Below are 23,526 nucleotides of genomic sequence, written 5' to 3' on the forward strand. Positions count from 1 at the left end.
TTCAAGATATGCTGGTTTGGGGAGGAATAAAATCTGGCGACACAAGCGGTCGAGCAAGATCCGGGTCCACCGGCAGAACAGCCGAGAGAAGCCGTCTGGTGTAGTCGTGAGTGGGTGACGACAGAACATCGTCAACAGGACCATCCTCCACGATACGCCCGTTGTACATGACGGCCACACGGTCGGACAATTCGGCCACGACACCGATATTGTGGGTCACGATTAAGTAGGAGAGGTTCATTGCTACCCGAAGTGTTTTTAGAAGCTCGAGTATCTGGGCCTGTACTGAGACGTCGAGTGCCGATGTCGGCTCATCACAGACAAGGATTCGTGGCTGATTGATGAGCGCACGCGCAATCGCAACACGCTGGCGCTGACCTCCGGAAAGTTCGTGTGGAAACCGCTCGGCAAAGGAAACAGGAAGATCAACCTTGCGTAACAGGTCTTCAACACGATGCCGCGTTTCATCGTGACCAACTTTGCGTGCCGCCCGAAGCGGCATCGATATGATATCCAAGAGACGCTTGCGCGGATTCAGGGAGGCATAGGGATCCTGGAAAACCGGCTGCACCAGCGCTGCAAGCTGCAAACGGGAATAAGTCGAAATATCACGCCCGAATACCTGAACGTCACCGCGTGTGGGTTCCAGAAGTCCTAGCATCATGCGTGAAAGTGTTGTTTTGCCGGAACCGGACTCTCCGACAAGTGCAAGCGATTCTCCTTCGTACAACCTGAGACTGACTTCATTTACTGCAACAAACGGCTGCTTCTTGCCTTTGATCGCGAATTCGCGGGTAGCCATCGCTGTTTCCATGGAAATGTTGCGGGCTTTGTCAAACATGACCAACACTCCCAATGACTCTGCGTGCTTGTGACGCAATAAGCGGCTTGGCTTTCGGAACTGCGGCAATCAACGCCCGGGTGTAATCGTCGCGTGGGCTTTTCAGAACCTGGTAGACGTCACCAATTTCCACGACCTGCCCGGCCTTCATGACGGCAACCCTGTCGGCAATCGCCGCCACCACCCCAAGATCGTGGGTGATGAACAGAATGGAGACGCCAAAACTAGCCTGAACGGACTTCAGCAAAGACAGCACCTGAGCCTGCATCGTCACGTCGAGCGCGGTGGTCGGCTCATCGGCAATCAAGAGTTTCGGTTCGCACATCAACGCCATGGCAATCATCGCACGCTGGCGAAGTCCACCGGATAACTGATGGGGAAACTGCGTCATCCGGCCTTCAGGCTCTGTCATTCCAACGCGCGACAGCAGTTCGACAGCTTTCGCACGGGCGGCTTTCTTGTCCCGTTTGATATGGCGCAGATACACTTCCTCCAACTGCCGTCCCACCGTCATCGTCGGATTGAAGGCCATCATCGGATCCTGGAAAATCATTCCAATGGATCGTCCGCGAAGATCCTGCATCTGCCGTTCCGACAAATGCGCGATATCCTGCCCGACAAAAGTCGCAACGTTCGTACGGCGGGATGCGTTTGGCGGTAACAGACCAAGGATTGAAAGTGCCGTGAGTGACTTTCCGGAACCCGATTCGCCAACGAGGCAGAGGGTTTCTCCGCTGGCGATACAAAATGACACGCCCCGGACGGCATGAAGAATGCCCGCCTTCATGGCGATGTCGACCTCAAGGCCTTTTATTTCAAGGATATTATCCAACGTGTTCCGGTCCTGCTTTATGCTCTTATGTTCCCGAGATTGAGAATTGCAGAGTTTTAACATTAGAACTAATACAAAAGCTCTATAGTGACATAAGGAAAAGATTATGAACCTCGGGATACGTCAGCTGGAGACGTTTCGACTCTTCGCCCGGACCCAGAGCGTAACGGAAACAGCGCGGTTGATGCGTGTTTCACAACCGGCAGTGAGCCAGACGCTAAAGGAACTCGAGGCGCAGCTGGGATTTGCGTTATTCGTCCGTTCGAATGGCAGAACGCGTCTGACAATCGAAGCAAATAACGTTTTGCCGGATGTGGAGCGGCTTTTTGCGCAGATGGCGACGTTGAGGGGAAAAGCCGAAGAACTTAAGGATATGCGGGCGGGCGCACTGTCGATTGCTTCAGTGCCGTCCTTTACGGCCAGAATCCTGCCAACCGCACTTGGAGCTTTTCGGGCAGAACGCAGTCAGGTCAGATTGCGGCTTGAGGTCTATACCGCAAGTGATGTCGTCAGGCAGATCCGTCAGGAATATTGCGATATCGGCTTTGCGTTCATGCCACTGGACGAGGCGGGTGTAGCCGTCCAGCCTTTGCTCCGAATGTCTATGGTGTGCCTTGTACCGGTCGGACATCCCCTCGCCTCAAAATCCATTATCACTGCAGGTGATCTGGAAAATGAAACCATCATTGTTCACGGCGCGCAGACGACCCCCGGTTTTGTGCTGCGGGAAAGCTTGAGAACTGAAGTCGAGAGTTTCCAGATACTGACGACAAACCAGTCGGTCGCTTCCCTGCATATGGTTCAATGCGGCATGGGTATAGCTTTTGCGCATCCGCTGGTTCTGCCTTTCGATCCGCTTGGGCAGGTCGTGGCAGTCCCTTACGAACGAGACGTGCCTTTGACATTTGCCATGCTTTACTCCCGCAATCGTCCTGTCTCGCGTTTGGTTCTGCAGTTCGAGGCAATCTTGCGCAAATCGATCACAGCCTTCTGCCATGAACTGAAAGGAAAAGGACTGACTTGCGAGGTTCTCGTCTGATCGCCCTTGCGGGACGTGGAACGTAGCAGCTTTCCATCGCTGATCCGAATGAGCCAATCATGCCAGCGATCATAGCACCACGTGTTGGTTGCCGGATCAGTGATATCCTGTTTTCCAGTGTCAGTAATCCGTCAAAACCGAAACAGTTGTTTTCTGACGATTGGTTACGTTCGATTTCGTGAACCAACCTAGAATGGAAACTTGGCTCATCCTGCTAAAGTTCAATAGCGCAACCCGGCCGATGCTAGCCGCCGACCGCGAATAACTGGCTAAGTTGAGCAAAGTATCTACGCATGAGCTCGACCCCAGCGTTAGAGGAGAACTCGCAAGACGGCATGCGAGTTCTTCGCCTTGAAAGGATTCGTCCTGCAGTCGCAAAGTCGATTGATGAGTCGTCAAAAATGGCGAAATTCTCTCACTGCCGTAATCAACACGCAAACGGTTGATGGCATGCAGACTAGACATGCACGGAGGACGATGTGTGATCAGGACCGCTCTCACACAAAGGGGCTAAGTTGCACTATCTCGGAATAGTAAGGATCGCGCCCTAACGCGAAAGCCACGGTATAAGTCCGCCGTGATCTTCCTTACTCTTTTCATTGAGTTGGGAAAGCAGGTCGGCATCTAGTTTATCGCATAGTTGGTTTCAACGACGTCGGTGCTCATTGCGGTTTTGTGGTGCACCACACATATGAAACGCATGAGCATAGAGACCATGATAGATAAAACACGCTTAAAAAGAGCACTACTCCTGATTAATCCCCACGCCAGACGTGGGCGTGATAGCCTTGTTCAGGCACGCCAACTGCTCCTTCAGACTGGCTTTGATGTGGTTGAACCATCACAGGATTTCACAAACACATCGGAGGCTATCGCGTCTCATCGGGACAGCGTCGATCTTGTTGTTGTTGGCGGTGGTGACGGAAGTCTCAACAACGCAGCACCGGGTTTGCTGGAAGCCGGATTGCCTTTGGGCGTTCTACCTCTTGGGACAGCAAACGACTTTGCCCGGACGATGGGCATTCCGCAGGATCTTCGTGCAGCGATTGAGGTGATTTCTCGTGGCAGGAGCATCGATGTGGATGTCGGCACAGCCAATGGGCATGCGTTCTTCAACGTTGCCAGCATCGGTTTCAGTGCTGACCTCGCGGCATCGCTGACCCAGGATGCAAAGAAGCGGTGGGGTAAGTTGGGGTATGCAATCGTTGCCGCCCAATTGCTGGCGAAGTCACAGCTTTTTACCGCCGATCTCGACCACGACGGAAAGGTAGAAACTCTCAAGACCCTGCAGGTTTCTGTCGGAAACGGCCGGTTCTATGGCGGCGGCATGTCTGTGCATGCGGACGCCACCGCAACGGATGGAATGCTCGATTTTTATAGTCTGGAAGTGGACCATTGGTGGCGCCTGCTTGGCCTGCTGCCCGCGATCCGGCGTGGCACTCATGGAAACTGGCATGATGTCCGCGCCTTTTCCACCAAGGCACTGACGATCAGAACGAGCAGACCCCGCCCCGTAAACCTTGATGGCGAACTGAAGACACAAACACCTGTCGAATTTGCTATCTTCGAAAAGGCAATCAAGGTTTTTGTGCCATAAACACCAAAATGGCATGCCCGTCGCGATTCCAGCATGCCAGTTTAGATCGGACCATTCATGACAGTTGTTGGCTCTTACCTCTATCGAAACGGTGTGCGTGCCGAAGAAATCGCGCTGACTGATGAGGTTTTCGAAACAAGCGATGGCGACTTCGCATGGATTGGCCTGACAGATCCAAGCGTTGAGGAAATGGCAAGCCTTCAAAAGATGTTTGGTCTTCACTCGCTGGCGGTGGAGGACGCGATCAATGGCAAGCAGGTTCCAAAGGTCGATATTTATGGCGAGCAGTTGTTCGTTGTTGCCAAGACCGCTCATCTCGAAGGCGACAAGATTGCTTATGGAGAAACCTGCATCTTTGTGGGCAGGCACCACCTGATCTCGGTTCGGCATGGTTCGGCCAGATCCCACCAGAACCTGCGGCGTCAACTCGAGCAGTCACCGAAGCTGTTGAGCCACGGCCCCGATTACGTGTTGCACGGCATTCTGGATTTCATAGTCGACGGTTACCTCCCAATGGTCGAAACGTTGGAAGACAAGGTATTGGACATGGAAAAACATGTCCTTGTCTCCTTCCTTCAGCCCGAACAAATCAGGCGCATCTTCCGCATGCGTAGACAGGTCATCAAATTCCAGCGCATTCTTGGCCCGATGGCAGAAGTTGCAGGCAAACTTTCTCACCTCGATATGCCCTGCGTCGATGATGACGCACGGCCGTATTTCAAGGATGTCTATGATCACATGCGTCGTGTTGAAAACCTCGTTGGTGGTCTGCGCGAAATCATGACGTCGGTGTTCGAAGCGTCAAATTTGCTGGAACAACAACGCCAGGGTGCCATCACCAGGCAACTCGCCGCCTGGGCCGCGATACTGGCGGTTCCGACAGCCATTGCCGGCATATATGGCATGAACTTCGAATATATGCCGGAACTGAAATCGCAGTTCGGCTATCCAGCTGTCATCTGCGTCATTATCGTCTTGTGCAGCACCCTCTACTACCGTTTCCGTAAAAGCGGCTGGCTCTGAATCTTACAGATGCAGACTTTAGACCAATACTTTCAAATATTGACGATGCTGCCGTAAAGCACGCATTCCCTTCGTGAAGTTGAGTTTCAGGTGCGGCCATCTAGAATACGTCCTCGGCATCTTTCGCTTCTTAGATGACGGGTTTGGGTCAAAAGTGATTATGCACCGCATACCCTTCCACAGGTGTCTGCGGATCCTGTGTTTGCGGAACTTATCGTAAACTGCTGAGTTTGGATTTTGCATGCCGTTTAGGAAGACCAGAAGTCGGGACACCGACGTTTCACGGTCGATGACCAATTATCGTGATCTATCGACTAGTCGAAATGACTACCGAGCCTTCTTTTACCGGCGTCAAATTGCGAGCCAACTAATCAAGGAACGTTTAAATGCAAATAAATACAGTCGTCTGGGGCGAGAATATTCATGAGCATATCAATGAAACTGTTGGCTCGATCTATCCAAACGGCATGCACTCCGCCATAGCCGAAGCCTTGAACAAGCATTCAGATATCACTGCGACCACTGCCACCCTTCAGGAAAATGAACATGGCCTGCCGCAGGCAAGGCTTGATCAGACGGATGTCCTTATCTGGTGGGGACATAAGGATCACGGAGCGGTTGAGGACGAAATCGTCGAACGTGTGGTAAAACGCGTGTGGGAAGGCATGGGCTTAATCGTGCTTCACTCCGGTCATTTTTCAAAGCCGTTTAAGCGCCTGATGGGCACTCCTTGCGCGCTGAAATGGCGCGAGGCCGGCGAGCGCGAACGTGTCTGGACCATCAATCCCCGTCACCCCATTGCAAAAGGGCTGCCGGAACATTTCGAGCTTGAAAACGAAGAAATGTACGGTGAGCAATTCTCGGTGCCAGAACCGTTAGAAACGGTGTTTATCTCTTGGTTTCAGGGTGGTGAGGTGTTCCGCTCCGGCCTAACTTGGCGGCGGGGCGCGGGGAACATCTTCTATTTCCGACCGGGTCATGAAACCTACCCCACCTATCACGACGCCAATGTCCAGAAGGTCATCGGCAATGCGGTCAAGTGGGCATATAATCCGTCAGGCGCGTTAAAGACGATCCACGATGCGCCGAACGTCCCCGTCGATCAGGCACCCGAGCCAATCGAGGAACGTGGCCCCAAACTGCACAAGGCGGGTGAAGCAGGTTACAGGTAATCAATTATGAAGCTTCTTATTCTTGGAACCGGTGGAATGGCGAACAGCCATGTCATGCATTTCTCGCAGATCTCAGGAGTGGAGTTGATTGCGGCGGTCGATGTTGATGACGTCGTCGTTCGCGCCTTTGCCTTGCGCCATAATATTCCTCTCACCTTCACATCGCTCGACGACGCGTTGGCCTGGGGTGAATTTGACGCAGCGGCAAATGTCACACCGGATGCGATCCATCACCCCACGACGTTGAGGCTGCTCGCTGCTGGTAAACATGTGTTTTGCGAAAAGCCGCTGGCGGAAACTTACGCAAAGGCCGCGGAAATGGCGGAGGCCGCCGAAACAGCGGGGCTTATCGGAATGGTCAATTTGACCTACCGCGACGTCGCGCCGCTTCAGGCGGCACGGCAGATGGTGATGGAAGGCCGGATCGGTAAGCTAAGGCACCTCGAAGCATCCTATCTTCAGAGCTGGCTTGTATCCAAAGCCTGGGGTGATTGGATGACGGAGAGCAAATGGTTGTGGCGTCTTTCCACCAAACATGGCTCTAACGGTGTACTCGGTGATGTCGGCATCCACATTCTCGATTTCGCATCGTACGGCGCAGGCAGCGACGTGGAGCGAATTTTCACGCGCTTGAAGACCTTCGATAAATATGAAGGCAACAGAATAGACGCCTACGATCTGGATGCCAATGACAGCTTCACCATGACGGCTGAATTTGAAAATGGAGCCATGGGTGTAATCCACGCAACACGCTGGGCAACCGGTCACCTAAATGAACTGCGTCTTCGTCTTCACGGTGACCAGGGAGCCCTGGAAGTCATTCACACTCCCGATTACTCCACGCTCCGCGGTTGTCTGGGCGACGATGTGGACAAGGCCATCTGGAGAGACCTCCAAGTAGAGCCCGTACCCACCAACTATGAAAAGTTTGCGTCAATCGTCATGGACGGAGGGATGGCGGATCCTACGTTTCGACACGCCGCGAACCTCCAAAAAATACTTGATCTGTCAATCGTGACTGACCGGGAGCGACGTGAACTTAGCGTTATCCCGTAGCAACTGAAAGTTAACCCGTTCAATCGGGATTATCCAAAACCGCCAGTGAAGAGTGTGGAAGCTGGCTTCATACCCGCTTCCACTGTCAAAAAGGAATTTTGGTTATGACACAGACACTTCCAAAGTAATTGGCACTGCAGACAGAGCCTTTGAAACCGGGCAGCCCTCCTTGGCCTTATTCGCGATTTCGCTGAATACGGCGTAATCGGCGCCTGGAACAGAACCGCGGAGCGTCAAGGCGATTTCGGTGATCGCAAACCCGTCACCGACCTTATCAAGGGTGACCACGGCCGTCGTATCAAGATCGGTGGCAGTATATCCGGCTTCTCCAAGCATTTTGGAGAGGGCCATCGTGAAGCAGGCTGCGTGAGCTGCCCCGATCAACTCTTCTGGGTTCGTTCCCTTGACACCTTCAAAGCGAGTGTTGAACCCGTAAGGATGCGAACTAAGAACGCCGCTCTCTGTCGATATTTCGCCCTTTCCGTCCTTGATGCCGCCCTTCCAATGAGCCGAACCGTTCTTTTGTATTGCCATAATAATGTTCTCCTCAGGCTTGATGAATTAGCTTACGCCGAGTGGCGGGCCGGTAGGTTTGTAATGCAGAAATTAAGACACGTCTCAGCTATCCAAAATGACGTGCAGCTAGGTAACCGCACGCACTGGCTACGCCAGTCAGCATTGTCCCCCAAATGAGGTCGACGACACTCATCAACACTGGCCAACCGCGGATGGTGGAGAGGTTCGTCATATCGTAAGTGCCATAGGCGGCCAATCCAAGCACCGCTCCGTAACAAATGGCGACCCAAAGTGAGCCAGCTTCAAGTCCGGGAAGAACTGCGAGAATGACGATTGCCACCGCGAAAAACGCGTAGAAAATAGCCGCAACTGCAAAGTTCAATTTGGAAAGCATCAAGTGGCCAAGTTGGTCCCGATAAAAGTTCTTCGCTACAAAACCTAGCCAAATGGCATCTATCAAAAGAAAGGAAATCAGAGTTCCAGCGTAAGCAAGGCCGATTAGCTTCATTCGTCGACATCCTGACAGGTTGTTTCAGCTACAAGAGAACACAGCAGCGTCGGACTTGTTCCGGCTTCGTGGCGTCAACTCGATCAGAGCGTTCGATCAGAGCAAAGAGAGCGGCTGGACTGAGAAGGACGGAAAGGAAACGATCGGACATCATTCCGATCGCCGCATTGTTGAGATCAAACGCAAAAACAAAGGTGAACTCACTGAAGTCGACTACGAAGTCTCGACACGGTCGACGGCTCCCTGTTGACCGATGCCCTTCCACCGGTCGTCGTAATCGAGCGCGAGGAGACTGGTCCCATCACTTTCCTGCTCGAACAGCTTGATCTCGAATGGAACGGTGCAGCGCTTGGCTCGCGCATAGCCTGCAACGATCTGCTGCGGTTGGTATTCATCCACGTTCTGCGCGCCTACCTGGCACGCCAGACCTCGCAGCATCCGGGTTGGCTTGCTGGACTTGCCGACGCACGCCTTGCGCCATCCATGCGGGCGATCCATTCGCAACCGGCGCGCAGATGGACAGTAGATGCACTGGCCGAACTTGCAGGACTGTCACGCTCGGCCTTCGCCGAGAGATTTCGCGCTACTGTTGGATCCTCACCGATAGATTATCTTACCAACTGGCGGATGCGGCTTGCGGCAGCAAGGCTGCGTCGTGGCAATGAGCCATTGTCACGGATCGCTCAATCCTTCGGTTACAACTCAGACAGTGCCTTTGCCGCCACATTCCGGCGCGTTGTTGGGCAGTCTCCTGCGCGCTACCGCAGCCTGCACCGAGACCAGGCGGACGCTTAGCCGTCACGGTCCCATCAGCGCATCGGAGCGCACCGCTTCAATGATAAAATCAAGCACTGTCCGTACACGAAGGGGAAGGTGCCTGCGCGACGCGTAGACGACATTAATCGGCAGGCGCGCCGGCGGAAAATCAGGCATGAGATTGACCAGCCTTCCGGCAGCGATATCTGGGCTGGAGAGAATATGTGAAAGCACAGCTAGTCCGCCACCAGAAAGTGTGGCGCGATGCGCCGCGGTCGCATTGTCGAAAATCATCCGCGGAGCCACTTTGACTTGCACCAAGTCAGCACCATTCAAAAATGTCCAAAGCCGTCCCTCTCCTCCGCGACTGTAACAGATGATGTTGTGCCCAAGGATTTCGTCGGGCGTCACGGGCGCAGCGTGTGCGGAAAGATATTCGGGCGTCGCAACCAGATAGGCAGTCGTCCAGCCGATCCTCCTACAGATCAAACGATTATCGGTAATTTCACCGAGCCGGACTTCTAGGTCGATCCCTTCTCCGATCAAATCGGACGCCTCTTCTCGGAAGGTCATTTCGATCGTCAAAGCCGGATATGCATCAAGGAAGGCTGGAAGTTGCTTACTGAGATAGAGGCCGAGTGGCGCCGGGAGACAGACCTTCACCTTGCCAGAAGGAAGGATTCCCTCGGGAGGCCCTGTTTCGCCAAGCGCTTCAACCGCCTCGATTGCCCTCAGCGCCATCGGCAACATCTGCTCCCCTTCGACTGTAAGCGATAGCGCATTGGTACTCCGATGTAACAAACGCATGCTGAAATGCGCTTCGAGCGCTGACACCTGACGCGAGACGGCTGGCTGCGTCAGCCCGAGGTCCAAAGCCGCGGCGGAAAAAGAACCTGTTTCCACGACCCGCACAAACGTTTTCAAAGCACAAATCACGTCCATCGCCCGTCCCCTCATACTTCTAAGCATAAGCGTTATGCGTTCAGCTTAAGCAGCTTTTGATTGCACGTCCAGTAATTACGGATATTTTATATCCATAAGGATATTATGAGTCCTTAATAACGGAGATAACTATGTCACAGCGCCTGAACTACGCCGCCCAGTCCCCGGAATTTTTCAAGAAGATCTCTGAGCTCAGCATGTCGTTGAAGGACAGTGCGATCGAGCAGCCAATCCGCAATCTCGTCAATATTCGTGCCTCGCAACTCAATGGCTGCGCTTTCTGCGTCGACATGCATATCAAAGAGGCCAAGATCAGTGGCGAGCGTGAACTGCGGTTACATCACGTCTCAATCTGGCGCGAATCCACCCTATTCGCTCCACGCGAGCGCGCAGCACTTGCCTGGACAGAAGCGCTTACAGAATTGCCCGCGGGCGGCATCCCGGATGAACTCTACGAGCGGGTTCGTGGTCAGCTTTCGGAGAAAGAAGTATCCGACCTGACCTTCTCGATCATGACGATCAATGCGTGGAACCGCATCAGCATTGCTTTCAAGTCGGTGCCAGGTTCTGCCGACAAGCTCTATGGTCTCGAGAAGTCCGGCCTGAACTGAGCGGCTGGCGAACGGCTACCCCAACAACGAACAAAACGTCAGCGCGTCTGACAAAGGAAAATATCATGAAAATCGTTATCATCGGCGGGACCGGACTGATTGGTTCGAAAACCACCGAACGCCTGAGAGCGAAGGGTCACGAGGTCATTGCCGCGTCCCCTAACACCGGTATCAATACGATCACTGGCGAAGGTTTGGCAGAGGCACTGATCGGCGCCGAAGTCGTGTTGGACCTCGCCAACTCACCATCGTTTGAAGACGGGGCCGTCCTTGAGTTCTTCGAAACGTCTGGCCGCAATCTGCTCGCAGCGGAAAGAACAGCGGGTGTCAAACATCATGTTGCCCTGTCGGTTGTCGGAACCGAACGCCTCCAGGAAAGCGGCTATTTCCGCGCCAAATTGGTTCAGGAAAAGCTGATCAAAGACGCTGGTATTCCCTATACGATTGTCCATTCAACCCAGTTCATGGAGTTTCTGGCGGGCATCGCACAATCAAGCATGGTGGGTGGAAAAGTTCATCTTTCACCCGCTTTCGTCCAGCCGATCGCTTCGGACGATGTCGCCGATGCCATGGCCGACGTCGCCTTGGCCGCTCCGGTCAATGGTGTGGTCGAAATCGCTGGGCCAGAGCGTTTTCATCTTCACGAGCTTGTCGCGCGCTATCTGCAAGCGACGGCTGATGGCCGCGAAGTCGTCTCAGACCCTGAGGCGCGGTATTTCGGCGCACGGTTGGACGACGGATCGCTGGTCAGCGACGCCAACCCACGCCTCGGTGCAATTGATTTCGACACGTGGTTCGCCACGGCACCACGCAAGTAACCACCGAGCGAATTCCTAGAAAGGATAAATCCAATGGTAAGACACGGCATCGCGGTTTTCGCCAGTGTGATCTTCTCGACCTGCACCGCTTCCGCCCACGACACCAAGACCGGGCCGGCATCGAATGTCACGGTGGTGTATGAGCACCAACTGCCCAACGTTCCCGGCAAGAGCATCAAGGGTGTGCTGGTCGAGTACGGCCCAGGCGGCTTTTCGGAGGCCCATACCCATCCGCAGTCGGCATTTATTTATGCCACCGTACTCGAGGGCTCGATCCTCAGCCAGGTTAACGATGGCCCGGTCAAGGAATACAAAGCTGGCGAAAACTTTTCGGAATTACCGGGTGACCGTCACGGGGTCAGCAAGAATGGCAGTGACTCCAAACCTGCAAAGCTGCTAGCGGTGTTTGTGGTCGATAGCGACCAAGAGGATCTGGTCTTCCCGATTAACAAATAAGTTCTCAAGGGCGAGATGTCGCTACATCTGGCCTTTTCTTCTGTTTTTTCTCCAGTTGATCGGAGCGTCACGCCATGTCCAGTCACTTTGGATTTTTCGCATTCGCGGTGGTGAATGCACTCGGCGTGATCGGCATCATTATCTGGCTCCTCCAAGGTCGGAGGAGACCTACTGCTCGGTTGATTGTCCAGATCCTTTTTTTTCTGTCGATGACCACCGTACTTGTTTGCGCCGGCATACTCCCATACCGGGTCACCCCAAGCGAACTCCCGGGTGCGCAAGCTTATCTCGCGACATCGGCACGGGTTTTCTGGTGGGTACATTTTGCTTGGGCAGCGATCGGCATTGTCCGGCTCTACATCGTCCTCGACCGTCGGCCACAAGAAGCGCGGCTGATTCAGGATCTGATTATCGCTGGCGTGTATGTCGGGGTAACCTTATCAGTTATCGGCTTCGTTTTCGGAGCACCGATCGGCACACTCGTTGCAACGTCCGGAGTAGTGGCGATCATAGTTGGGCTTGCATTGCAAAACACGCTAAGTGACGTATTTTCCGGTATCGCGCTGACACTGGGCAAGCCGTTTTCGATCGGAGACTGGATTAATCTTGCCGATGGCACGGAAGGACGCGTGGTCCAGAACGATTGGCGCTCCACGCAGATCCTGACACCTGCTCACAATATCGTCGTTTTGCCAAACAGCACACTTGCCAAAATCGGGCTTACCAATCTCACTCGCCCCGACCAAACACACCTGATTGTGTTGCCGATGAGGGTTTCTGCCGACCGCAAGCCTTCAGAAATCGAGGATGCTCTTATATCCGTTTTGCAGACATGCCTTTGCATCGTTCAGGATCCAAAGCCGGTCGTAGCGCTGAAGGGCATTGATGCCATGGCACTCGATATTGAGCTTCAGTTCCGTGTTACGAGCCCGGCCCAGCGAACACCGGCGCGCAATGAAGTCATCAATGCTGTTCACCAGCAACTAGCACGTTCAGGATTGTCATTTGCAATGCCTTCGCACAGTTTCCTCGTGTCTGCCGCGACGATATCGGGAAATACCGTCGCGCGATCTTCAGCCCGCGCGCTTTAGCACCCATTCAAACGTTCCTGCCCATATTGCCGGATCAACTTCCTTCTCCAGCGTTCTGCCGAGATCCGCAAACGTCGCCCTACGCAGCGCGGCACGCCAGGCTTCGTCCGCCTCCCACATGATACGGGCGATTGCGCACGGGCCACTCTCGCAGAAGTCCTTCGGACGGCAGGGATTGTTGGCGCGAATGTTTTGGCAGACAAAGGTGCGGCCACTGCCCTCCACTGCTTCGACAACGTCGAGAAACGTCAGTTCTGCGGCAGGCTTGGCAAGCCGATATCCACCTGATGGCCCCAGCGTCGTATGGACGAGACCTGCTTGAGACAGACTTTGCAGTGCTTTAGAGAGATACTCCTTTGGCAACCCATGGAGTTCAGCAAGCGCCTTTGTTGAGAGATATCTCCCCTCTGGCAAACCCGACAGGATGGCGCAGCAGTGTAGCGCCCACTCAACTTGGCTTTTGAGGATCATGAAAGCATTCCGGTAACGCCAAAGGGAGGCAATTAAGGACATATAATATCCCTATTGTGGCAAACTGTAAATGCCGTCCAACGCCATTTTAGCTTTAGCAGACGTCCGGCTCGGCGTTGATCCCGGCCCGCGTCCGAAAGGTCGAATTGATGAGTAGTCAATAATCTCGAAGTCCAGGTAATAATTATCGCGGCATTTCACATCCCAAGAGGGTTTACGGGTCGCAGGTGCTTTTCCAGTTCACGATTAGTGCGTGCAAATGTTGAGAAGGCATCGGGGGCAGATTGCTTGCTGCCAATCGGCTGAAGTGGAACGTGCAGAAACACAAAAGGAAATGACAATGGCGGCAACACCGCGACGACCTTCCAACCGGATAGATGCACCCGAGGCGCTGTTCAAGCCGGCTAAGAAGACTGTGATGCCCGTGTCTGAACGACCTGCTATTCCCAACACCATGGAGTTGGTGTCGCTACAGATCGATAGCGATATTCGGTACGTTTCCAGGCAGATGGCCCAGGCTGGCAGGAGCGTATCAATGACACCCTTCGAGCTGCGATAAATGAAGCCATTAATGCTCTCGAGAGGGATAGAACAGGCGCAAGATAGTCTCATTTTTGACGATGACCGGCCTTCCATCATCGGAAGAAATTCGTTTTTGCATAAGATGATAATGGCACTCCACTATTGCATCCTATCCTGCTCACGGCTATGCATGCCACCAACGAATTACGGGCGCTGATCGCCTTTTATTTTAGATCAAATCGGCCGGGGCGGCGAATGGCAAGCCACGAAGACAAAATGGCGGCAATCTTCATGCGCGAACGCGCAGGAATATCACGCTATCTGTCTGGTCGCACGGGTTCACCTGAAGATGGCGAGGATCTCGCGCAGGAAGCGTGGATACGCTTTTCCCGTAGTAAAGCCATTATGCTTGCCGCTCCCGTTCCTTACCTCCGTCGTCTTGTGAAAAACCTCGCCATCGACCACAGCCGCTCGGCGTCGCAACGGCGGCTCCATTCGCGCGAGGTCAACGAGCTTTTGAATGTTGCTGATAGCCAACCTGGTCCTGAAGACATTGCAATATCTCGAGATAGATTGTCGAACTTGGCCAAGATCATGGAGGAATTGCCTGCAAGGCGTCGCGCCATTCTCTATGCCGCGCGCATTGAGGGCCAGCCACATCAGCAAATAGCCTTGACCCATGGCGTGTCGAAACGAACGATCGAACTGGAAATTCGCGCCGCGATCGAATATTGTTCAGCACGCCTGCACGAAACCGACGATACTGAAGAATAATCTGCTGGAAGGTTTCGGTACGGTTGCTCTCAATCGTTCTATAACAATGACATGTCTCCAGTCAGTTGACAGACATCCTGATCGATTTTGACCTATGCCCTTGGACGAAGAATTTAAGCGCGGCTCACGCCTCACACAGGAGGCATCTGAATGGATTGCAATCCTGACGTCCGGCGATGCCACGACGGATGATGCAGCGCGTCTTCAAGCCTGGCGTCGCTTAAGTCCCAGCCATGAGCGAGCATTCATTGAAGCGGCCCGGCTCTGGAAAACGATGGGGCCGGCCCTTACTGGTAAACGTCGACAGAACGTGGGCCTTTCCCGCCGACTTTTTATAGGCGGGAGTGCTATCGCTGCGTCCGCTATCGGCGCGGCTTCTCTGGGGTCTTTTCTAGGGATAACTCCTTCCTATTCTGCCCTTGCTGCCGATTTTGCAACAGCGCGTGGAGAACAAAAAACCGTCGTACTCGCCGATGGCTCGACGGTTGAAATGGACGGCAGTTCAATGCTCTCGCAGAACTTCACCTCACACGCTCGAGCTGTGACCCTTAGCGATGGTGCCGCCGTATTTAACGTTGCGGCCGATCTCGATCGCCCGTTTCTCGTAACTGCTGAAACCGGCATCACGACCACCCATGCCGCCAGCTTTGCTGTCGGACACGGCGCTGATGAAGTGTCGGTCGATTGTCTTCAAGGACAGATCGAGGTCGAATGTCGCGGGAATATACGGCTGACGTCTGGTCAGACGGTCCGATATTTTGCCTCTGGTCTGAGCGCAATGGAACATGACGAGCCGGAGAACATGGCAACTTGGAGGCGCGGGTTGCTGGTGTTTCGGGACAAACAGCTGGCCAGTGTCGTGATGGACATCAATCGACACCGCCGCGGCAATGTGGTGATCGCGGGAAGCACGTTGGGACTGCGACGCGTCTCAGGTGTCTTTCACCTCTCCCGGCCCGACGAGGTTATTGATCAATTGCAGGCGACATTGGGTCTTTCGGTAACGCGGCTGCCCGCCGGCATTGTCATTCTGCGATAGCGCGAACAGCAAATTCCCGCCGGTCGTCAAATATTTCTCAGAAAATCTTCGAAAACGGTTTCGGTTTCGGCGCTGGGATTCGTTCTTGTCTGAAGTGGTGCAGGCAAACCTCACCATGGGTGGCATACTTCTGGGGACTATGATGAGCAAAAACACGGGCGCGGCGGCGAGAAATCAGCGGTTCCACATTCTAATGGCAACCACGGCTGCAGCATTGGTAGTCGCGGCGTCGCTGATGACCGCCAACCCAAGCTGGTCGCAGCAGCAAGCACAACAGATATCCGTTTCCGCAGGGCCACTCGACACGGCACTGTCGCGGTTCGGTGTCGCGAGCGGCGTTCAGGTTCTCTATGATGCCGACCTGACGCGGGGTCGCACATCTCCCGGAACCAGCGGCGCCCTCTCAACAGATGCGGCATTGGGGCAAATCCTGCGTGGAACCGGCCTCTCATATCGTTTCACAGGTCCGGCCTCCGTCACCATTGCCAGTGCCACTGTTACAACGCCCCCCTCTGTTTCGGCGGACGGCACGACTGTTTTGCAGCAGATTAACGTCCAAGGACAAAATGCGTTTGCCCCGGTCGACGGCTATCTTGCCCCAAGCAATTCATCGGCCAACAAAACAGACACGCCGCTCATCGAAACACCACAGTCCGTAACTGTGGTTACGGCAGACCAAATCAGCACTCAGAAGGCCACCTCGGTCGCCGAAACACTAAGCTATACACCCGGAGTTACCACTCAATCCGGCGCTTTCACTCGTATGGTCGATGATTTCATCATCCGAGGCTTCAATGTGGCAAACGGCAATACTGGTACCCTTCGCGATGGGATGAAGTTCCAGTCCAATGTCTATGACGGCGGACAGGAGCCTTACGGCCTCGAAAGGGTGGAGGTGTTGAGAGGTGCCTCATCAGTTCTTTATGGCCAGCTTGCACCAGGCGGCATCGTCAACGGGGTATCGAAACGTCCAACGGCCACCGAATTACGTGAACTCAACGTCGAATATGGCAGCAACAACCGCAAGCAGATTTCGGGCGACTTTGGTGGGCCTATAACCGATGACGGTGTGGTGACTTACCGTGTTACCGGTCTTTTGCGCGATGCCGACAACTGGGTCGCCGATACACCTGACAACAAGGCTTACATCGCGCCTGCCCTGACCTGGAAGCCCGATGAAGCGACATCACTGACAGTATTGTCCAGCTACCAGCATGTCCATACCCGGTTTGCCACGCCGCTCTTGTACTCGGATGTCAGTACGGGAAATATTCCAAGGGACGCGTTTCTCGGCATAGACAGTTTCGACAAATATAACATCGATATGTACTCGATCGGAACAATCTTCGAACACGAGTTCGACAATGGGCTGAAGTTTTCGAACAGTAACCGCTATTTCCGTTCCGACCTCGAATGGAATTACATGATGGGTAACATCAGGCAGTTGTCGGCCACCGGTGGCCTGCTGGCTCGTCTAGGTAGCGAACGTAATGAGTCATCCTACGGCGTCACCTCAGACAGTTCACTCGAATATTCCTTCGATGCGCTTGGTGCCGAACACACCATTCTTGGCGGATTTGATTACTATCGCCGGTCATACGATTCCCATCGTTTTCGTGGCACGGCTAATAGCCTGCTGAACCTTGATACTGGGAGCTACACCGGATCACCAGCCATCAACTACCGTGTGGATCGAGGTGCAGACGCAGTTGGTGACCAATACGGTATCTATCTGCAGGACCAGATCAAATTTGACGACCACTGGGTCTTGCTTCTGGGCGGTCGGCACGATTGGTCAGACAGCACCTCGAAAAGCTATCAAACAGGCATCGTGACGGAACAGAGGGATTCCGCGTTTACCGGGCGCGCAGGTCTTGTCTATTTGTTCGATAATGGATTTGCGCCTTATCTGAGCGCAAGCCAGTCTTTCCTGCCGCAAGCTGGCATTGATAATGTCACAAAAGCAGCACTGAAACCAAATGAGGGTATGCAGTTTGAGGCGGGTGTCCGCTACCAGCCACTTGGTAGCAACATGCTGTTCAGCGCCGCCATATATGATCTGACCCAAACCAACGTTGTCACCTATGATTCTGCCGGCCTGTCCTACCAGCAGGGCAAGGTGAAATCGCGTGGTCTCGAACTTGAAGCAAGGGGCGAAATAGGCAATCTCGGCCTTGTCGCAGCCTATGCCTATACGGACGCCAAAATCACTGAAAGCGCCAAGCCTTTTGAAATCGGTGAACAGGTTGCGCTAGTCCCTCGACACAATGTTTCTTTGTGGGCCGACTACTCTTTGGACGATGTCGGATTGGAAGGTGTCAAGTTAGGCGGTGGCGTCCGCTATATTGGGGAGACCAATCTTACAGATAGCACCAGCAATATTCCAGGCTACGTGCTGGTAGATGCGATGGCGAGTTTTGACTTGGGCAAACTTAACAAGGAACTCGAAGGCGCAACACTTAAACTCAACGCCCGCAACTTGTTCGACAAGCAATTCTACAGCTGCGTATCGTCGGATGGCTGCCGTTACGGCGAGCCGCGGACAGTCTCGGCAACGCTCTCCTATAAATGGTAGGATTGCCCTTCCTTGACCGGCGCAAATTCATTGGGGCGGCGTTGGCCGCCCCTGCCATATTTGCGTTGCCTGACATTGCAAATGCGGTGCCGGTGCCCTCGAAACGTATCGTCAGCATGGATCTGTTGCTGACAGAATTGTTGTTGACGCTAGGGATCCAACCGGTTGCCATTGCTAACGTTCCGCTCTACCGGCGGCTGGTGGCAGACCCTGTCTTGTCGGACAAGGTCGCCGATCTCGGACCTTTGAACGAACCGAGCCTCGAATATCTGCAAATCCTCGCGCCGGATCTATTGCTGATGGCGGACTGGCAAACTGCCGGCCTCGACAATTTAAGCCGGATTACCAAAATATTGCCGCTTGCGGTTTTTCCCAAAAACATTCCGGCCGTCACCTTTGTCCAATCCATGCTGCGCCAGCTTGCATCATTGCTGGACAGACAGAGAGAGGCCGAAGGAGCGATTGCCTCGTGTGAACACGCAATTGCCCATGCGCGTGGAACCTTAATTGGCTTGAAACGTCCCGTTTATGTGTGCCGGTTCACCCGCGACGGTCGCGGCGCCGCTGTGTTCGGGGGCAACGGCATGATCGGCGATACTCTGGTACGCCTGGGTGCGCGCAATGCTTTTACAGGTCGTGTCAACGGATCGGGAGTTACTTCCATATCCCTGAAACGTCTGGCAGATCTGCCCGATGCTATCATAATCCATTTCGATCGCGGAGCAGAGACCGACCGCGCCGTGGAACGGCTTGCGGATAGCCCACTGTGGAACGCCCTCCCCGCCGTGCGGGAAGGTCGAGTGGTGAAGATGCCGGTTATCTACCCCAATGGCGGCGTACGCTCGGTCGAGCGTCTGGCAATGCAGTTGGCCAGCGGTCTTGCCAAGGTGAAGCATGTCTAACTCCAGAAAACGTGACGCGACCAAGAACTGGAGCTTGCTGCTCGCAGTCTTGCTGATCACAGCGGGATTCGCGCTATTTATGTTCAATCTGCGATCCGCAAAACTGTCTGCGTCGCCATGGGAAATCTTATTCAATCCGGATCTAACAGATATCGATCAGGTTGCTGTACATTTCAGCCTGCTGCCACGGTTCGTTGTCGCGATAATCAGTGGGATGATGCTTGGCCTGAGTAGTACTATCCTTCAGCAGGTGATGCGCAATCCCCTGGCGGAACCCAGCACGCTTGGCATTTTCTCGGGTGCCCGTCTCGGCGTGGCAGTTGCAATGCTTTGGTTCCCTGCCTTGTTCTTATTCGGCTTCACGTTACCAGCCTTGTTGGGAGCTTCACTGACCACTGGACTGGTTTTGGCACTATCGGCACGCGGTCGCTTTTCTCCGTTAAATCTTGTCCTCAACGGTCTTGTACTATCTCTGTGCCTGGATGCGCTGACCACAATGCTGATCCTGGCTCACTTCGAGGACCTGGGCGAGCTAATCATCTGGCAGGCAGGATCTCTGACGCAGGACAATTGGCACATAGCCATCCTACTACTGACATGTCTGGCTGCCGCGTGGATATTGGCATTTTGGTTGTGTCGGCCTTTAACGATGCTTGGACTGGAGGAAGTCTCCGCTCGTGCACTGGGGATTTCTCCGGCCCGATTGAGAGCGCTCGCGCTACTCGTAGCGATCGTCCCGGCAGTGTTCGTTATTTCCCAGTTGGGCGTGATCGGCTTCATCGGTCTGGCTGGTGCAGGGCTTTCGCAAGTAGGTGGCGCGCGGCGGTTTAAGGATCGCCTGCTGGCAGCACCATTTGTTTCGGCAGGTCTGCTGCTGGTCACCGACCAGGCGCTTCAGGGGTTCGGCGCCGTTATTGAAATCCCGGCTGGTGCTGTGACCGCAGTACTCGGCGCACCCATGCTGATCTGGCTGCTCGGCCGACAGAAAAATGCACCTGTCGCATACCGGCAGTCCGACCTTCGAATGTACAGCCACAATCCTCGAACAAGTTTTCTGGTCGTGGCATTCGCGCTTTTGCTCGCCTCACTGGCCGCGGTCACCGTTGGAAAGTTTCCAGATGGCTGGCAACTGGCAACGGGAGCCCATTGGAATGATCTGTGGCAATGGCGACTTCCGCGTACGATTGCAGCCGCCAGCGCAGGCGCGATGCTCGCGATGGGGGGGTGTCTCATGCAAAGAATGACTGGTAATGCACTCGCCAGTCCAGAGCTTTTGGGCATCTCATCAGGGGCAGCATTGTTGATGATCCCTGTTGTTTTTATTCTACCGCCACTTGACCGAACCCAAACCATGTTTCTCGCGACGCTGGGCTGCCTGTTGTTCCTTGCCTTCACGATGCGGGTAGCGCGGCGCTCGGCCTTCATGCCGGAAAAAATCCTGCTGAATGGTGTGGCCATCACCGCGTTGGCGGGCTCCGTGATATCGGTGTCGGTTCTGTTTGGCGACGTCCGGGTCACCCGGATGCTGGGCTGGATGTCGGGATCCACCTATTCCGTACGAGCCGGAGATGCCACTGTTGCCCTTTTTGTGCTGCTGGTATTTCTAGCACTCCTGCCGTTTGTTCGTCGCTGGCTCGTCATTGTCCCGCTTGGAGCATCGGCTGCGACCTCGGTCGGCCTGCCTCTTGCAAAGGCACGTTGGACGATGTTGCTGATGACCGCAGGTCTGACGGGCACGGCAACAATGATCGTTGGCCCCTTGAGTTTTGCCGGGTTGATTGCACCGCAGCTCGCCCGCCTGATCGGCGTGCGAAAACCAGTTGCGCAACTGGTTGGAGCAGCCTTGTTAGGCGCAACACTTCTGATCCTTTCTGATTGGATCGGACGCACCATTGCATTTCCTTGGGAGGTGCCAGCAGGCTTGGTATCAATGATCATAGGAGCAGTCTTCTACGGACTGCTACTGGTGCGGCGATGATCGCAGAGCTTGCAGGACTGTTTCGCGGGGACCTCGCCCCAATGGGCGCCGCGCTCGTCGTCAACGACCATGCTTGCGGTTTCGAACTGGTCGCCGATCTGACGCAACATGATCGCCTCTCTGCGATCCTCCAAAGATTCTCTACTATTTATCAGCGCCCGGAACCTCGAGCGGTTGCGTCGCAATGGTCTAAAATCTACTTTTCAAAACTCATTGTGCCGACTGTCGCAGCCTCGCTTATTCTCAACTGGCGGCTGCCGCTTGATGTCTATGAGACAGGCATCGTATTAGACGAGCTTGGACGCCCGGAGACCTTTTACCTCACAGGGTCGGGGTCAGCGACTACCCCGCAGACCGCAGAAGAACGCCTCTCCTTCGTGACCCACACCCATATTGCTTCTGTCATCAATGCCATTTCCCACGTTTCGGGCCTGTCGCATAAAGTTCTTTGGAGCAATGCTGGAAATGTGGTTGAGAACGTTATTGCCTATTGTGAGAGGTTTGCCCCCACACTTAGTAGCGTTGAGCAAGCGCGGGTTTACCTCTCCACACGGCGGCTGGCTAACGGCGAGGCGAACCCGCTGTTTGAGCCTGTTCGTTATTTCAGGTCGAATGGAGCAAGGATCAGAAAACGGCGGGTTTGCTGCATTCGCTATCTGATGCCATGCCTAGAATACTGCAAGACGTGTCCGATCTTGAAGCGCGATGTTCGCTAGGCCAGCGCTGGCCGTTTCAATCGAAAATAAACAATTGTTATCCTTCAACCAGTTAGTGCAAACGAGTGAATTTTATGATCGACAGCAGATCGCAAGAACAAAGAAGTGATGTGGCGCTCGGTCAGCAGACGCACAAATCCCAACAAATCACGGAAGCTTTTTCGGTCAAACACGTCGGGCTCGCAATCGATAGCCGCGTGATCCTGTCAGATGTCACACTCGACTTCCCCGCTGGAGAAGTTGTGGCTCTTGTCGGCCACAATGGTTCCGGCAAATCCAGCCTTTTAAAAATTCTGGCGCGACAAACCCTACCAACGACGGGCTCAGTCTTCTACGACAATCAGGACGTGCAAAAGTTTGAAGACCGGGCCTTTGCCCGTTCGGTCGCATATCTGCCGCAGGACGTAAGCTCAGGATCGGACATGACAATCCGTGAGCTTGTAGCCTGTGGTCGTTATCCATGGCATGGTGCGTTGGGTAGATTTTCGAGAATAGACGAAGAGAAGGTAGAGAACGCTCTTCTGGCGACACAGATCGAAAGCTTCGCCGACCGCATTGTTGGAACCCTGTCAGGTGGGGAGCGGCAACGCGCCTGGATCGCCATGATGATCGCTCAGGACGCAAATTGTTTGCTTCTGGACGAACCTACAGCTGCACTCGATGTTGCTCATCAGATCGAAGTGCTCTCACTTGTTAGACGCCTAGCTCACGAAAACGGTCGGAGCGTGGTTATCGTACTGCACGATATCAATATGGCAGCGCGGTTCTGCGACCGTATCCACGCCCTCAAATCCGGGAGGGTCGTTGCCAGCGGACCTCCAACGGAAATTCTCGTACCTAAGGTGCTGCATGAAATCTATGGCATCAACATGGATGTTGTTTCCGCCGTCAATCTTGCCCACCCCCTTGCATATGTTTGCCCGGACTAAAGGCCGCGTGAACGTCATGTTTCGCGTTGTACCGCAAGGGTCGTATGTTGACTAGTTTATAACGTCGAGATGTCTCGCCTGCAATTAGCAACATCCCAGCATCGCTTTTGTCTGAACACAAACCTTTGCGATGTTGATCAAGAGTAAAGGACGATTGTGATGCAAGGGGAGCTGGTCTGTAACAACGCCATGTTTAGCCAACGCCCTGCAGGTCGCGTCACCTAATTCCAACCTATTCTTCGATAAGCAAAAGTCTCAATTGAAGGCTCCCTTCTTCACCATTAAGAATTTGGCATTACCTACACTTCGGCTCAGCGAAGATTTCACGCTGTGATGAGTTCGCGAGGCAAATTGTCCGAATA

The 23,526-nt window shown here is 54.1% G+C and carries 24 protein-coding genes and 2 pseudogenes; 20 read left to right on the forward strand and 6 right to left on the reverse strand.

Annotated elements, in window-relative coordinates; genetic code table 11:
* Nucleotide 1: 1 nt before the first annotated feature.
* A complete protein-coding gene (locus tag M2418_RS17620; RefSeq protein ID WP_259148166.1) occupies nucleotides 2-841 on the reverse strand; it encodes an ABC transporter ATP-binding protein in 840 nt (279 codons plus the stop codon).
* The gene (locus M2418_RS17625) at nucleotides 834-1,673 is read right to left on the reverse strand and encodes an ABC transporter ATP-binding protein (protein ID WP_259148167.1); all 840 of its coding nucleotides are present in this window, start codon (nucleotides 1,671-1,673) and stop codon (nucleotides 834-836) included. Before M2418_RS17625 ends, M2418_RS17620 begins: the two co-directional genes overlap by 8 nt.
* Before the next feature lie 106 nt (nucleotides 1,674-1,779).
* Here M2418_RS17625 and M2418_RS17630 point away from each other — a divergent pair, with 106 nt between their 5' ends.
* From M2418_RS17630 to M2418_RS17650, 5 genes are all read left to right on the forward strand, one after another.
* Nucleotides 1,780-2,712: a LysR family transcriptional regulator gene (locus tag M2418_RS17630; RefSeq protein ID WP_259148169.1), complete on the forward strand. Its 933-nt coding sequence runs from the start codon at nucleotides 1,780-1,782 to the stop codon at nucleotides 2,710-2,712.
* 715 nt (nucleotides 2,713-3,427) lie between these two features.
* Nucleotides 3,428-4,309 (forward strand): lipid kinase, encoded by an 882-nt coding sequence (locus tag M2418_RS17635; protein WP_259148171.1) that lies wholly within the window; start codon nucleotides 3,428-3,430, stop codon nucleotides 4,307-4,309.
* A gap of 57 nt (nucleotides 4,310-4,366) precedes the next feature.
* Nucleotides 4,367-5,332, forward strand: a complete 966-nt coding sequence (locus M2418_RS17640) for a magnesium and cobalt transport protein CorA (RefSeq protein WP_250983804.1) — start codon at nucleotides 4,367-4,369, stop codon at nucleotides 5,330-5,332.
* Between the two features lie 386 nt (nucleotides 5,333-5,718).
* Nucleotides 5,719-6,504 (forward strand): ThuA domain-containing protein, encoded by a 786-nt coding sequence (locus tag M2418_RS17645; RefSeq protein WP_250983805.1) that lies wholly within the window; start codon nucleotides 5,719-5,721, stop codon nucleotides 6,502-6,504.
* 6 nt (nucleotides 6,505-6,510) lie between these two features.
* A complete protein-coding gene (locus tag M2418_RS17650; protein ID WP_259148173.1) occupies nucleotides 6,511-7,560 on the forward strand; it encodes a Gfo/Idh/MocA family protein in 1,050 nt (349 codons plus the stop codon).
* Nucleotides 7,561-7,662: 102 nt separating this feature from the next.
* On the opposite strand, the gene M2418_RS17655 is transcribed toward M2418_RS17650, so the two are convergent.
* On the reverse strand, nucleotides 7,663-8,094 hold the full coding sequence (locus tag M2418_RS17655; protein WP_259148175.1) for an OsmC family protein: 432 nt from the start codon (nucleotides 8,092-8,094) through the stop codon (nucleotides 7,663-7,665).
* Nucleotides 8,095-8,182: 88 nt separating this feature from the next.
* Nucleotides 8,183-8,584, reverse strand: a complete 402-nt coding sequence (locus M2418_RS17660; RefSeq protein ID WP_259148177.1) for a DUF2177 family protein — start codon at nucleotides 8,582-8,584, stop codon at nucleotides 8,183-8,185.
* A 55-nt stretch (nucleotides 8,585-8,639) separates the two neighbouring features.
* On the opposite strand from M2418_RS17660, the gene M2418_RS17665 reads away from it, so the two are divergent.
* The 3 genes and pseudogenes from M2418_RS17665 (at nucleotide 8,640) to M2418_RS17670 (ending at nucleotide 9,379) form a co-directional block, all read left to right on the forward strand.
* Nucleotides 8,640-8,834, forward strand: a complete 195-nt coding sequence (locus M2418_RS17665; RefSeq protein ID WP_250983809.1) for a DUF3140 domain-containing protein — start codon at nucleotides 8,640-8,642, stop codon at nucleotides 8,832-8,834.
* Nucleotides 8,819-8,992: pseudogene (locus tag M2418_RS25815) on the forward strand (cupin domain-containing protein); the annotation flags it as partial. The gene M2418_RS17665 and the pseudogene M2418_RS25815, both read left to right, overlap by 16 nt.
* The gene (locus tag M2418_RS17670; RefSeq protein ID WP_405049450.1) at nucleotides 8,969-9,379 is read left to right on the forward strand and encodes a helix-turn-helix transcriptional regulator; all 411 of its coding nucleotides are present in this window, start codon (nucleotides 8,969-8,971) and stop codon (nucleotides 9,377-9,379) included. The pseudogene M2418_RS25815 and the gene M2418_RS17670, both read left to right, overlap by 24 nt.
* Before the next feature lie 3 nt (nucleotides 9,380-9,382).
* Here the strand turns inward: M2418_RS17670 and M2418_RS17675 are convergent, their stop codons facing one another.
* On the reverse strand, nucleotides 9,383-10,282 hold the full coding sequence (locus M2418_RS17675) for a LysR family transcriptional regulator (RefSeq protein ID WP_250983811.1): 900 nt from the start codon (nucleotides 10,280-10,282) through the stop codon (nucleotides 9,383-9,385).
* Nucleotides 10,283-10,413: 131 nt separating this feature from the next.
* On the opposite strand from M2418_RS17675, the gene M2418_RS17680 reads away from it, so the two are divergent.
* The 4 genes from M2418_RS17680 to M2418_RS17695 all read left to right on the forward strand — a co-directional run bounded on the left by M2418_RS17680 (nucleotide 10,414) and on the right by M2418_RS17695 (nucleotide 13,258).
* Nucleotides 10,414-10,893 carry a carboxymuconolactone decarboxylase family protein gene (locus tag M2418_RS17680; protein ID WP_250983812.1) on the forward strand — a complete coding sequence of 160 codons (480 nt, stop codon included), beginning with the start codon at nucleotides 10,414-10,416 and terminating at the stop codon, nucleotides 10,891-10,893.
* A gap of 65 nt (nucleotides 10,894-10,958) precedes the next feature.
* Nucleotides 10,959-11,711 (forward strand): SDR family oxidoreductase, encoded by a 753-nt coding sequence (locus M2418_RS17685; RefSeq protein ID WP_259148182.1) that lies wholly within the window; start codon nucleotides 10,959-10,961, stop codon nucleotides 11,709-11,711.
* 33 nt (nucleotides 11,712-11,744) lie between these two features.
* Nucleotides 11,745-12,167 (forward strand): cupin domain-containing protein, encoded by a 423-nt coding sequence (locus M2418_RS17690; protein WP_250983814.1) that lies wholly within the window; start codon nucleotides 11,745-11,747, stop codon nucleotides 12,165-12,167.
* A gap of 74 nt (nucleotides 12,168-12,241) precedes the next feature.
* Entirely contained in the window at nucleotides 12,242-13,258 is a 1,017-nt protein-coding gene (locus M2418_RS17695; RefSeq protein WP_259148185.1) for a mechanosensitive ion channel family protein, read from the forward strand.
* Here M2418_RS17695 and M2418_RS17700 read toward each other — a convergent pair.
* The gene (locus tag M2418_RS17700) at nucleotides 13,241-13,729 is read right to left on the reverse strand and encodes an Rrf2 family transcriptional regulator (protein WP_250983816.1); all 489 of its coding nucleotides are present in this window, start codon (nucleotides 13,727-13,729) and stop codon (nucleotides 13,241-13,243) included. The genes M2418_RS17695 and M2418_RS17700 overlap by 18 nt on opposite strands.
* Nucleotides 13,730-14,069: 340 nt before the next feature.
* Here M2418_RS17700 and M2418_RS17705 point away from each other — a divergent pair.
* From M2418_RS17705 to M2418_RS17740, 8 genes and pseudogenes are all read left to right on the forward strand, one after another.
* Nucleotides 14,070-14,335, forward strand: a pseudogene (locus tag M2418_RS17705) (BrnA antitoxin family protein).
* Between the two features lie 171 nt (nucleotides 14,336-14,506).
* Nucleotides 14,507-15,025: an RNA polymerase sigma factor gene (locus M2418_RS17710; protein ID WP_259148188.1), complete on the forward strand. Its 519-nt coding sequence runs from the start codon at nucleotides 14,507-14,509 to the stop codon at nucleotides 15,023-15,025.
* Between the two features lie 100 nt (nucleotides 15,026-15,125).
* Nucleotides 15,126-16,064: a FecR domain-containing protein gene (locus M2418_RS17715; RefSeq protein WP_259148189.1), complete on the forward strand. Its 939-nt coding sequence runs from the start codon at nucleotides 15,126-15,128 to the stop codon at nucleotides 16,062-16,064.
* A 94-nt stretch (nucleotides 16,065-16,158) separates the two neighbouring features.
* Complete coding sequence (locus M2418_RS17720; protein WP_259148644.1) at nucleotides 16,159-18,639, forward strand: TonB-dependent siderophore receptor; 2,481 nt, start codon at nucleotides 16,159-16,161, stop codon at nucleotides 18,637-18,639.
* Nucleotides 18,640-18,680: 41 nt separating this feature from the next.
* Complete coding sequence (locus tag M2418_RS17725) at nucleotides 18,681-19,541, forward strand: ABC transporter substrate-binding protein (protein ID WP_259148190.1); 861 nt, start codon at nucleotides 18,681-18,683, stop codon at nucleotides 19,539-19,541.
* On the forward strand, nucleotides 19,534-21,519 hold the full coding sequence (fhuB, locus tag M2418_RS17730) for a Fe(3+)-hydroxamate ABC transporter permease FhuB (RefSeq protein ID WP_259148192.1): 1,986 nt from the start codon (nucleotides 19,534-19,536) through the stop codon (nucleotides 21,517-21,519). The genes M2418_RS17725 and fhuB overlap by 8 nt, the downstream gene beginning before the upstream one ends.
* Nucleotides 21,516-22,235, forward strand: a complete 720-nt coding sequence (fhuF, locus tag M2418_RS17735) for a siderophore-iron reductase FhuF (protein ID WP_259148193.1) — start codon at nucleotides 21,516-21,518, stop codon at nucleotides 22,233-22,235. The genes fhuB and fhuF overlap by 4 nt, the downstream gene beginning before the upstream one ends.
* Before the next feature lie 74 nt (nucleotides 22,236-22,309).
* Nucleotides 22,310-23,164, forward strand: coding sequence for an ABC transporter ATP-binding protein (locus M2418_RS17740; protein WP_259148195.1), 855 nt, complete (start codon nucleotides 22,310-22,312; stop codon nucleotides 23,162-23,164).
* Nucleotides 23,165-23,526: the final 362 nt, after the last annotated feature.

This window comes from Rhizobium sp. BIGb0125 (assembly GCF_024810055.1).
In the GTDB taxonomy this organism is placed as follows: domain Bacteria; phylum Pseudomonadota; class Alphaproteobacteria; order Rhizobiales; family Rhizobiaceae; genus Agrobacterium.